The following is an 11,819-nucleotide window of genomic DNA, read 5'->3' on the forward strand; positions in this document are numbered from 1 at the left end:
GGATCAGGACTGAACAGGCCGCCGATGCGCGTACAGGCCGCGACTCTTCCGGACTGTTCTCATCCCTCACCCTGTCCCTCTCCCGCACGGGAGAGGGGACCCGCGCCTCGTTCGGCACGGGCTCGCCCATCGCCCCCGCCCCAACCCGATCGGGAACGGCTCTAGCGCGCGGCCCCGAGCGCCCCGACGGCGGGGCTCTCCGGACCCTCGTCGGCGATGGGATCCTGGATCAGCGTCCAGTAGCCCAGGGCCGCCACCAGGGCGATCACGGCGCCGGTGATGAAGGCCATGGAGAAATGGCCCGTGCCGCCGACGATGAAGCCCGTCACGGTCGGCGCCAGGGCGCCGCCGATGTAGCCGCCGAAATTCTGCATGGCGCCGAGCGACGCCGTGCAGCTGGCCGGCGCCGCCACGGAGGCCATCGCCCAGGCCGACGACGAGCTCATGTAGACCAGGAACAGCGAGGCCGAGATGCAGGCGATCGCGAGGGTGTCGCTCGGCGTCAGCGCCGCCACCACCGTGAAGGCGGCGGTCGCCACCAGGGAGCCGACCATCGGGATCTTGCGGCTGCGGATCGGGTCGACGCCGCGGCGGACGAGGACATCGACGACGCGACCGCCCAGGATCCCGCCCAGCACGCCGAAGGCGAAGGGGATCGAGCCGACGAGGCCGGTCTTCTGCAGGGTGAAGTGCCGCTCGATCTCGAGGTAGCTCGGCAGCCACGCGGTGTAGAGCCACGTCATGTAGATGCAGCCGAAATAGCCGACGATCATCCCCCAGCTGGTGCGGAACCCGAAGAGCCGCCGCCACGCGCTCCAGGTGACCGCGCGGCTGGCGTTCGGGGCATCGCCCTCCTCCAGGAAGGCCCGCTCCCCCGGCGTCAGGTCGGTCTCGCGCGGGTTGCGGAATACGAGGTAGACGATCGCGGCGAGCACGAGGCCGGCCGCGCCCATGATGACGAACATCGCCCGCCAGCCGAAGCTCACCATCAGGAAGGTCAGCAGCGGCAGGGCCAGGAAGGTCCCGAGCGAGGACGCGCAGTTCCAGATCCCCGTGGCGGTGCCGCGCTGGCGGATGTTGAACCAGTCGCGGGAGACGCGGGCGCAGGTCGGGAAATGCGGCGCCTCGCCGACCCCGAGGACGATCCGCGCGCTCACGAACTGCCAGAACGACGTCACCGCGCCGCCGAGCATCTGGCCGAAGGACCAGCAGGTCAGGCCGAGCGTCAGGGTCAGGCGCGGGCCGAGCCGGTCGGCGAGCGCCCCGGCCGGCAGCTGCGCGAAGGCGTAGGCCCAGAGGAAGGCCGAGAGCAGCAGGCCCATGTCGGGGATCGAGAGGCCGAGATCCTCGCGGATCAGCGGGTTGGCCACCGCCAGGGTGGCCCGGTCGACGTAGTTGACGACGCCCGCCGTCACGAGCAGGGCGAGCGAGATCGTCTGGATGCGGCGCACGCGCGGCGTTGCGGCCAGGGCCATCGTGTCCTCCCCGAATGACGGGCCCCTTGGGGGTCTCCGCGGCCGGCCGGTCCTTCGCGACTCGTGGCGGCCGCGGAGCATTCTGCACCGAACGCCGCCGGACGGAAGGGCCGCCGCCCCTCGCCTCGCGGCGCCGGGCGTCGTAGACGGGCCGCTCCGTCACCCTCCGAGTCCGCCCGTTGCGCCTGATCCAGATCACACACCACGACCTCGACGGCTACGGCGCCTCGACGGTCGCCGCCGCCTGCGCCCCGGTGGAGCGCGTCGTCCACGTGCCCCGCTACAGCGATGTCGGCCCGGTCTTCGAGGACGAGATCAGGCGCCTCGGCCGCGCGGCGGAGCGCGAGATCCTGCTGATGACCGACCTCGGCCTCGAGGAGCAGACCATCGCGGGTCTGAAGAAGTTCGCCGCGATGAACCGGCGTCGCGAGGACGGGCAGAAGCACCGCCTCGTGGTCCTCGACCACCACGCCTCCTCCCTCGACCAGATGCGGCGCCTGGGCCTGGACGCGGCGCCCGACGCCGAGCGGCCGGCGCTCCACCGGATCGACCTGGGCGACCCCGAGATCGCCGTGCTGATCGAGGACGACATCTGCGCCACGCGGATGACCTTCGAGCACAGGGCCCTGTTCGCCGCGCACGAGCCCGCGACCGACCTGTCGAGCCTGCTCACCGCGGTCGATGCCCTCGACCTGTGGCGCAAGGAGAGCCCCGCCTTCCGGGGCGGCCTCGCCCTGGACGAGCTGTTCTGGGAGGTCGTGTCGAGCTACGTGCCGGTCGGGCATCCCTGGCACGACCGGTTCGTGTCCGAGATCCTGCTCGCGGCCGCAGCCGCCCTTCGGGACGGGGCGAGCCCGGCCGAGCTGGAGCGCCGCGCCTCGGCGATCCGCGCCCGCGCGGTCGACGCCCTGCTGCGCGACGCGCCGGACGACGATCCGGCGCTCACGACGCGCATGCGGCTCGCCCGGGCGCTCGCCCGCTCGGATTCCCTGTTCCGCCCGCTGAAGGACGGCACGCTCCTGTCCTTCGCCCTCGATTCGGGCACCTTCCAGCGGGTCTCCGACCTCATCATGGACGCGGGCCGGGCCAAGCGGGTGGTCAACGTCCAGCGGATGGGCACGCTGTCGTTCCGGTCCAACGACGGCACGGCCCTCGACGGCGCCCGCCTGTTCCGCGGCGGCGGCCACCGCGACGCGGCGGGCGGCCGGCTCCAGAGCGGCTCGGCCTTCTCGATGGCGGACGCGATCGCCCAGGTGGAGCCGGTGCTGAACCCGGAGAAGCCCGCGGGTTCGGACAGCCCCTTCGCGGCGCTGAAGAACTGGAAGGGCTGAGCGGCCGGCCTAGAGCCGGAAATCCTCGCCGAGATACAGCCGGCGCGCGTCCGGGTTCGCCACGATCTCCTCGGGCGTGCCCTCGGTGAGGATGCGGCCGGAATGGGCGATGTAGGCGCGGTCGATCAGGCCCAGCGTCTCGCGGACGTTGTGGTCGGTGATCAGCACGCCGATGCCGCGCTGCTTCAGGTGCTTCACGAGGTCCTGGATGTCGCCGACCGCGATCGGGTCGATGCCCGCGAAGGGCTCGTCCAGCAGCATGAAGGTCGGCGACGAGGCGAGCGCCCGGGCGATCTCGCAGCGCCGCCGCTCGCCGCCCGAGAGCGCGATCGAGGGCGACTTGCGCAGGCGCGCGATGTCGAACTCCTCGAGCAGCGAGTCGAGCTTGCGCGCGCGCGCCTTGCGGTCCGGCTCGACCACTTCCAGCACCGCCCGGATGTTGTCCTCCACGGTGAGCCCGCGGAAGATCGAGGCCTCCTGCGGCAGGTAGCCGATCCCGAGCCGCGCCCGCTGGTACATGGGCAGGTGCGTGATCGGCAGGCCGTCCAGGGTGATGTGGCCGCGATCGGCCGCCACCAGCCCGGTGATCATGTAGAAGATCGTGGTCTTGCCGGCGCCGTTCGGCCCGAGCAGCCCGACGGCCTCGCCGGTGCGCACGGTGAGGCCGGCCTCGTGGACGACCGTGCGGGCGCCGTAGCTCTTGCGCAGGCCGCGCACGCTGAGGATGCCGAGACCGCCCTCCTCGGCCGCGGACCAGCCGTCGGCCTCGGCCGGCTGCTCGGCCTGCCGCGCGCGCCGGCCGAACAGCCGGCCGAGCCAGCCCGTCCGGGCCGGCTCCTGCGGGCCCGCCTGGAACGCCACGGCGCCGCTCAATCGACCTGCGCCTTCGGCCTGGGCGGCGGCTGGCTGCAGCCCTTCGCCTTGCCGTCCTTGGCGTCGGACTTCTCGCCGGGCACGAACAGGGCCGAGACGCGGCCGCCCGCCACCGGGTCCATATTCGCGCGCCCGGTGTTCATGTCGTAGACGAGCCGCTGCCCGCGGGTGACGTTCTGGCACTGGCTCAGGACGACGTTGCCGGTCAGCACGATCCGCTTGGCGTCCTGGTCGAACACCGCGTGATCGCCGGTGGCCACCTGGTCCTTCTGCACCACCGTCACCGGCCCGGCGCAGTCGACCTTCTGGATGCCGTTCTCGGCGGGGTTCCGCGGCGCCGCGTCGGCGCCCTCGTCCCGCGCCTCGGTCTTGGCGTCGCCCTTGGCGCCCTTGCCCGGCGCGTCCTTGCCGCGCTTGTAGGTCACCGTCATGGTCGAGCAGCGGATGGTGCTGTCGCCCTGCACGGCCACGACGTTGCCGGCGAAGACTGCCTTGTTCTCCCGGTCGAACACGTCGAGCCGGTCGGCGTCGATCTTGATCGGATCCTTGCCGCCGCCGCCGATATTGCCGAAGGGCGAGTCCTTGCGCGCCGGCTTCTCGGCCAGCGCTGGGCCGGCGAGGACCAGCCCGGCCGCCAGGGCGGCGCAGAGGAGGCGGGCGGCGCTCATCGGGCACCGTCCGCGGCTTCGGCGTCCGAGGTCAGGATGCGGGCCTGGGGCTTATCCCCCGGGGCGTCGCTGACGATGACCACGTGGACGTTGCCCACGAACGAGATCCGCTTGCCGTTCTCGACGACGTCGAGGGTGTCGGCCTTCACGTTGGCCCGCGCGCTGGAGACGGTGACGGGCTCCTGCGAGCTGATGGAGCCGGTCTTGAACGCGACGGCGGCGGAGCGCAGGCGCGCCTCCTCGCCCTTGTCGGTCCAGATGCGGATGTCGTCCTTCAGGTCGAGCGCCTCGCGGGCGGTGTCGAACAGGCCGGACGTCGCCGAGAGGCGGGCGATGCCGCCCTGGTCGTCGGTGGCGATGTGGCCGCGCATCTGCTGCAGCTCGATCTGGCTCGGCTTGCGGACGTCCTGGAGGGCGGCGTCGGCCGTCACCTCGTAGCCGCGCGTGCCCTGGCGGAAGCCCGAGAGCCGCGGGTTCTCCATGCGGACCTTGGAGCCGGCCAGCGTCACCGGGCCGACCGAGACGCCCGGCAGCTGCGCCGCGAAGGGATTGAACAGGTAGCCCAGCAGCAGCGCCACCGCGCCGCCGGCGACCACCGGAATCAGCCGGCGCATGGTGCGCACGCGTCCGCTGTGGCGGTACGCCCGGGCGTGGGCCCGGGTCCGCGCCGCCGCGACCGCCTGTCCGTTACCGGCTTCAGCCTCGACCGGGTTCATGCAGCGTCCGTGAGGCGCGCCCGAGGCGCGCGAGAGGGTTCGGCTCAGACGCCTGCGGCCCCCACCGCGCCCGCGCCTTCGGCCGGGCAATGATCCCGACCGGTGGCGAAGTTATGGCTCGACCATTTCCGAATGATCAACCGAACCCACAATCATCCCGAACGGATGTGTGTGGAGACACACGCCGCGCGCGCCGTCCCGGCAGCGCGCGGCGCGGGTCTCCGTAGTCCTACGCGCCCCGCGCGGCCGCGAGCGCCGCCGCCACCGTGCGGGCGAAGGCCGCGGGGTCGCGGGGGCTGTCGCCGTCCTGGATGCGGGCGAGGTCGAGGAGCGTGCCGGCGGCCTGCGGCACCTCCGATTCGGGGACCGCGGCCAGCGCCCGAATCAGCGGGTGGCGCGGGTTGATCTCCAGGACCGGCTGCCCCGCACCGGCCCGCCCGGCCCGGCGCATGAGCCGCTGCATCTGCAGGTCGGGTCCGCCGGTGCCGGCCGAGAGGACCACGGCCGAATCGACGAGCCGGTCGGTGGTGCGCACGTCCGAGACCTCGGCGCCGAGGGCCGTCTTCACGGCGGCGACGAAGGCGTCGATGCCCTCCGGCGCCTCCGGCTGCTCAACCTCCGGCGCGAACTTCGACAGGTCGAGGCCGCCCTTGGTGATCGAGCGGAGCGGCTTCTCGTCGAAGGTGCCGAGCTGATCGGGCCAGAAGGCGTCGACGTGGTCGGAGAGGAGCAGCACCTCGAGGCCGCGGGCCCGGAAGCCCTCCAGCTGCGGCGACGACTTGAGCGCCTCGGCGTCGTCGGCGACGAGGTAGTAGATCGCCTCCTGGCCGTCCTTCATGCGCGACACGTAGTCGGGCAGCGAGGTCCAGCCCTCGACGGCCGAGGAGCGGAAGCGCAGGAGCGGCGCGATCTCGCCCCGGCGCTCGAAATCCTCGTAGATGCCCTCCTTGAGGACGGGGCCGAAATTCTCCCAGAAGGACTGGTAGCCCTCCGCGTCCTTGGCGCGGGTGGTGAGTTCGGAGACGACGCGCCCGGTGACCGCGCGGCGGATCCGGGCGAGCGCCGGGGTCGATTGCAGCATCTCGCGGGAGACGTTCAGCGGCAGGTCCTCGGTGTCGACCACGCCCTGGACGAAGCGCAGCCACGGCGGCAGCAGCTCGGCCTCGTCGGTGATGAACATCCGCCGGACGTGCAGCCGGACCTTGCTCTGCCGCTCGTTCTCGAGGGCCTGGAACGGCTTCGAGCCGGGGATGAAGAGCAGCGCGGAGAACTCGAGCTGCCCCTCGGCGCGCCAGTGGAGCGTCGCCCAGGGCTTGTCGAAGTTCATGCCGATGGAGTGGTAGAACTCCTCGTACTGCTCTTCGGTGACCTCGGACTTCGCCTTGCGCCAGAGCGCGGTGCCCTGGTTGGCCGACTCGTCCTTGCCGTCGCGCACGACGGCGATCGGCACCGTGATGAAGTCGGCCCATTTCCGCACGAGATGGTCGAGGCGGTAGGGCTCGAGGTACTCGTCGGCATCCGCCTTGAGATGCAGAACGATGTCGGTGCCGGGCTCGGCCCGCGTCGCCGACTCCAGCGTGTAGCTGCCCTGCCCCTCCGAGGCCCAGGTCCAGGCCTCGTCGCTGCCGGCGCGGCGCGACGTGACGGTGACGCGGTCGGCGACCATGAAGGCCGAGTAGAAGCCGACGCCGAATTGGCCGATCAGGCTCGGCCGGTCCTCGGCCTTGGCGGATTCGAGCGTCTGCGAGAAGGCCCGCGTGCCGGAGCGCGCGATGGTGCCGAGGTTGGTGGCGAGATCCTCCTTGGTCATGCCGATGCCGGCGTCCGACACGGTCAGGGTCCGCGCCTCCTTGTCGGGCGCGATGCGGACCTTGGCGTCCGGCGGCAGCGCGCTCGCCGCCGAGGTCAGGGCCTCGAACCGCCGCCGGTCCATGGCGTCGGCCGCGTTGGCGACGAGTTCGCGCAGGAAGATCTCGCGGTCGGAGTAGAGCGCGTGCACGACGAGGTCGAGGAGGCGTCCCACCTCCGCCCCGAATTCGTGCCGCTCGATCGTCTCGCTCACGGGTGATGCCTCCGCTGTGGGGAAAATTCGCGGTGGCGATATGCTGGCGAACGCGGCCGTTTTCAATGCGGAAGGCGGTCTATGGCACCGCTCCGCGGCGTGTTCCCGTGCTGGGTCCCGGATCAGGTTCCGCTATCGCTCCACCTGTCCGGGAAAGCGGCGGTACAGGATTAAACGGTCCCTTTTCCCGGGCGCATGGAGCGCCAGCGGAATGCGACCCGGGATCCAGCACAGGACTCGCCGCGCCAGCGGCTCTGAATAATCAGATCTCGATCTCGGTGCCCACCTCGACGATCTGCCGGGTCGGCAGGCCGAAATGGGCGCCGGTGCGCTCGGCGTTCCGCTTCATGAAGGCGAACAGGCCCTCCCGCCACGGCGCCATGCCGGGATGGGTCGGCGACGGGATCACCACCTCGTGGCCGACGAAGTAGGTCATGTCCTCCAGGTATTCCGGCGGCAGCAGCCCGCTCGCCACCGCGCATTGCAGCCCCTCGGGGATCGAGGCGGTCTGCATGAAGCCGTAGCGCAGCACGACGCGCTCCATGCCGGGCGTGTATTTCGAGATCGCCTTGCGGATCCCCTGCGCCACCAGCGTGACCTGCGCCCGCTCGCTCGCCGGGATCACCGGCTCCTCCTCGTAGACGACGGTGATCAGCAGGATCCGCTCGTGCAGGCAGCGGCTGCGCTCCAGCAGGCGGCCGAGCGCCATCGGGATGCCCTCGGTGGCGGCGGTCAGGAAGGCCGCGGTGCCGGGCAGCGTCACCGGCGGGTGCGAGCCGAGGCTGGAGAGGAAGGAGGCCTCGGACATGCGCATGGTATGGCGGACGGATTCGAGGACGTGGTTGCCCTTCATCCAGGTCAGCATCAGGAAGGCGACCACGCCGGCGAGCAGCAGCGGAAACCAGCCGCCCTCGAACAGCTTCACGCTGTTGGCGGAGAAGAACACGAGGTCGATGCCGAGGAAGAAGCCGTTGACCGCGAGGACCAGGATCGGGTTGTAGCCCCAGCGGAGCGCGATCAGCGCGGCGAGCAGCGTGGTGATGCCCATGAGCGCCGAGACCGCGATGCCGTAGGCGCCGGCCAGGGCGTCGGAGGAGCCGAACACCACCACGGCCGTCAGGGTCGCCGCGGCGAGCAGCCAGTTCACCGCCGGCACGTAGATCTGGCCGCGCTCGTCCTCGTCGGTGTGCACCACCCGCATCATCGGCATGAAGCCGAGCTGGATCGACTGCTGGGTGAGCGAGTAGACGCCCGAGATCACCGCCTGCGAGGCGATGACGGTCGCCATCGTGGCGAGCGCCACCAGCGGGTAATGCGCCCAGTCCGGCGCGAGCCGGTAGAACGGGTTCTCGATCGCGCTCGGGTCGGCGATGATCAGCGCGCCCTGGCCGCAATAGTGGATCAGCAGCGCCGGCAGCACGAGGCCGAACCACGCGATCCGGATCGCCGGGGCGCCGAAATGGCCGAGATCGGCGTACATGGCCTCGCCGCCGGTCACCGCCAGGAAGGCCGCGCCGAGCATCAGGAAGCTGACGTGCCAGCCGGCATGGATCAGGAAGTCCACCGCCCGGAACGGGTTGGCCGCCGCCAGGATCTCCGGTGCGTGCAGGATGCTCGGGACCGCGAGCAGGACCAGGACGACGAACCAGACGAGCATGACCGGCCCGAACACCCGGCCGATGGCGGCGACGCCCTTGTGCTGGACCAGGAACAGCCCGATCAGGATCACCAGGGTGATCGGCACGACGTACGGCCCGAGCGCGGGCGCGTCGACCTTCAACCCCTCGATCGCCGAGAGCACCGAGATCGCCGGCGTGATCGCGCCGTCGCCGTAGAGCAGGGCCGCGCCGACCAGCCCGACCACCAGGAGCAGCGCCTTCCACGTCCCCGGCCGGGCATGCCGCGCGCCGAGCAGCGCCAGCATGGCGACGATGCCGCCCTCGCCGCGGTTGTCGGCGCGCAGGATCAGCACCGCGTATTTCAGCGACACGATCAGGATCAGCGACCACAGGATCAGCGACACCGCGCCGGTGGCCGCAGCAGCAACCGAGGCGCCGCCGCTGGTCGCCGCCTTCACCGCCTCCTTGAAGGCGTAGAGCGGGCTCGTGCCGATGTCGCCGTACACGACGCCCAGCGCGCCCAGCATCAGCGCGCCGCCGGGCCCGTGCCGGACCGCGCCGGGCTTGCGCGCCACCGGCGCCGCCGGACGATCGACCGCCGGGGCAGCCGCGGAAGGCAGGGCTTGGCTCACGGTCGGGTCCGGTCGATGGCGTCGCGGTTAGCCGAAATCTTAGCGCGTCGGTCGCGCGGCGATAGACTCGGCAGATCTCCCGAGCGACCGCGGCGAAGACTTGTCACCCGAACGTGATGACAGTCGAGCGACCGCTTCGGCCCCGCCGCGTCGGCGGCGCGCGGGGCCCGCCGGTCAGGCGGCGTCGAGGCCGAGGTCGATGATCGCCGCCGAATGGGTGATCCAGCCGCAGGAGATCAGGTCGACCCCCGAGGCCGCGACGGCCCCGACCGTCTCGCGGGTGATCCGGCCCGACGCCTCGGAGAGGGCGCGCCCGTCGATCATCGCCACGGCGCGGCGGAGCAGGTCGGGCCCCATATTGTCGAGGAGCACCGCGTCGATCCCGACCGACAGGGCCTCCTCCAGCTGCTCCAGGCTGTCGACCTCGCACTCGATCTTCACCAAGTGGCCGGCCCGGGACCGGGCGCGCTCGATCGCCGGGACGATGCCGCCGGCGACCGCCACGTGGTTGTCCTTGATCAGCACCGCGTCGTCGAGGCCGAAGCGGTGGTTCGAGCCGCCGCCGGCGCGGACCGCGTGCTTCTCCAGGGCGCGCAGGCCCGGCGTGGTCTTGCGGGTGCAGACGATCGACGCCTTGCCGTGCGGGCGCGCGGCCTCGACGAGGCCGTGGGTGGCGGTGGCCACGCCCGACATCCGGCAGAGCAGGTTCAGCGCCACGCGCTCCGCCGTCAGGATCGCCCGCGCCGGCCCTTCGAGGCGCAGCACCACGTCGCCCGGCGCCACGCGGGCGCCGTCGCCGCGCTCGACCGTCACGGTGACGGCCGGGTCCACCAGCGCGAACGCGATGGCGGCGGCGTCGGTGCCCGAGATGACGCCGTCCTGCCGGGAGGCGATCACGCCGCGCATCCGCTCGCCCGGGGGCACGATGGCGTCGGTGGTAATGTCGCCGGCCCGGCCGAGATCCTCCAGCAGGGCGGCGCGCACCACGGGCTCCACGAGGAGCCGCGGCAGGGGGAGGATCTCATCGGAGAGAACCGACTGGGTCATGGCGTCAGCGCCTCCTCGGCGGACGGGGTCGCGGCGATCGGGTCGGCCAGCGCGGCCTCGGTGTGCGCGGCCGCGGCGAGATGGGGGAAGTCGCTGCGCCAGTGGGCGCCGCGGCTCTCCCGGCGGGCGAGCGCGCCGCGGGCGATGAGCAGCGCCACGAGGGCGGCGTCGCAGGTCTCAGCCCCCGCCTCGAGGACGGCGACGGCTTCCTCGAGGCCGGCGGCGTCGCGCACGACGCCGACCCCGCGCTCCATCAGCGCGCGGATCGCCGGCAGGTCGCCGGCGGCGCGGACAGACACGGCCTCGGGCACGATCGCGGCGGGCGGCGGCGCGTCGAGCCCGTCGGCGATGAAGCGCGCGTAGGCGAGGCCTTCCAGCAGGGAGTTGCTGGCGAGCCGGTTGGCGCCGTGGAGGCCCGTCGAGGAGACCTCGCCGCAGGCGTAGAGCCCGGGCACCGAGGTGGCGCCGTGCCCGTCCACCTTCACGCCGCCCATGTGGTAGTGCGCCGCCGGGCGGACCGGGATCGGCTGCACGGCCGGGTCGATGCCGGCGGCGGCGCAGAGCCCCGCCACGGTCGGGAAGCGCGTGGGCATCGCGGCGCCGAGCGCGCCGCGGGCGTCGAGATAGACCGTGCGGCCCCGCTGCAGCGCCTGGAAGATGCCGCGGGCGACCACGTCGCGGGGGGCGAGGTCGCCGCCCGCGATGCCGGCCATCACGGCGGCGCCGGTCTCGTCGATGAGGCGCGCGCCCTCGCCGCGCAGGGCCTCGGTGGCGAGCGGCATCGGGTCGGCGCCGGCCGCGATGGCGGTCGGGTGGAACTGCACGAACTCCATGTCGCGCATCACCGCGCCGACCCGGGCGGCGAGCGCCAGCCCACGGCCGACGGCACCCGGCGGGTTGGTGGTCGCCGCGTAGAGGGCGCCGACGCCGCCGGTCGCGAGCACCACCGCGCGGGCCGGGATGCGGAACAGCGCGCCGTCGCGCTCGGCGACGATGCCGGCCACCGCCCCGCGCGCGTCCCGGAGCAGGTCGCAGGCCCGCGCCGTGACGACCTCCACGGACGGCGCCGACAGCACGGCCCGCACCAGCCCTTCGAGCACGCGGGCGCCGGTGGCGTCGCCGCCGGAGCGGACGATGCGGCGGCGGCCGTGGGCCGCCTCGAGACCGAGGGCCAGCGCGCCGTCGTCGGTGCGGTCGAACGGGACGCCGATCCGCACGAGCCAGTCGATGAGGGCGGGACCTTCCTGGGCGACCCGGAGCGCCACGTCGGGCTCGGTGAGCCCGGCGCCGGCGGCCTCCGTGTCGGCGGCGTGGAGCGCCGCCGCGTCGTCGGCGCCGACCGCGGCGGCGATGCCGCCCTGGGCCCAGCCGGTGGCGGTGCCGAGGCCGAGGGCCG

General features: G+C 72.7%; 9 protein-coding genes. 1 reads left to right on the forward strand and 8 read right to left on the reverse strand.

What is annotated here, in order from left to right:
- Nucleotides 1-161: 161 nt before the first annotated feature.
- Nucleotides 162-1,475, reverse strand: coding sequence for an MFS transporter (locus tag ACLBYE_RS26795; protein ID WP_447696493.1), 1,314 nt, complete (start codon nucleotides 1,473-1,475; stop codon nucleotides 162-164).
- Nucleotides 1,476-1,654: 179 nt separating this feature from the next.
- Here ACLBYE_RS26795 and ACLBYE_RS26800 point away from each other — a divergent pair, with 179 nt between their 5' ends.
- Nucleotides 1,655-2,806, forward strand: coding sequence for a dimethylmenaquinone methyltransferase (locus tag ACLBYE_RS26800; protein WP_447696494.1), 1,152 nt, complete (start codon nucleotides 1,655-1,657; stop codon nucleotides 2,804-2,806).
- Between the two features lie 9 nt (nucleotides 2,807-2,815).
- Here ACLBYE_RS26800 and lptB read toward each other — a convergent pair whose 3' ends face one another.
- From lptB to ACLBYE_RS26835, 7 genes are all read right to left on the reverse strand, one after another.
- Nucleotides 2,816-3,667 (reverse strand): LPS export ABC transporter ATP-binding protein, encoded by an 852-nt coding sequence (lptB, locus tag ACLBYE_RS26805; protein ID WP_419149853.1) that lies wholly within the window; start codon nucleotides 3,665-3,667, stop codon nucleotides 2,816-2,818.
- A gap of 8 nt (nucleotides 3,668-3,675) precedes the next feature.
- Entirely contained in the window at nucleotides 3,676-4,347 is a 672-nt protein-coding gene (locus ACLBYE_RS26810; RefSeq protein WP_447696495.1) for an LptA/OstA family protein, read from the reverse strand.
- The gene (gene lptC / locus ACLBYE_RS26815) at nucleotides 4,344-5,063 is read right to left on the reverse strand and encodes an LPS export ABC transporter periplasmic protein LptC (protein WP_447696496.1); all 720 of its coding nucleotides are present in this window, start codon (nucleotides 5,061-5,063) and stop codon (nucleotides 4,344-4,346) included. Before lptC ends, ACLBYE_RS26810 begins: the two co-directional genes overlap by 4 nt.
- Before the next feature lie 229 nt (nucleotides 5,064-5,292).
- Nucleotides 5,293-7,125 (reverse strand): molecular chaperone HtpG, encoded by a 1,833-nt coding sequence (gene htpG, locus ACLBYE_RS26820; protein ID WP_447696497.1) that lies wholly within the window; start codon nucleotides 7,123-7,125, stop codon nucleotides 5,293-5,295.
- Nucleotides 7,126-7,387: 262 nt separating this feature from the next.
- Nucleotides 7,388-9,376 (reverse strand): potassium transporter Kup, encoded by a 1,989-nt coding sequence (locus ACLBYE_RS26825; protein WP_447696498.1) that lies wholly within the window; start codon nucleotides 9,374-9,376, stop codon nucleotides 7,388-7,390.
- Between the two features lie 174 nt (nucleotides 9,377-9,550).
- Complete coding sequence (nadC, locus tag ACLBYE_RS26830; protein ID WP_091679065.1) at nucleotides 9,551-10,423, reverse strand: carboxylating nicotinate-nucleotide diphosphorylase; 873 nt, start codon at nucleotides 10,421-10,423, stop codon at nucleotides 9,551-9,553.
- The coding region (locus ACLBYE_RS26835; protein WP_447696499.1) for an L-aspartate oxidase at nucleotides 10,420-11,819 on the reverse strand (1,400 nt) is incomplete at its 5' end. The genes nadC and ACLBYE_RS26835, both read right to left, overlap by 4 nt.

Source organism: Methylobacterium sp. A52T (assembly GCF_053346095.1).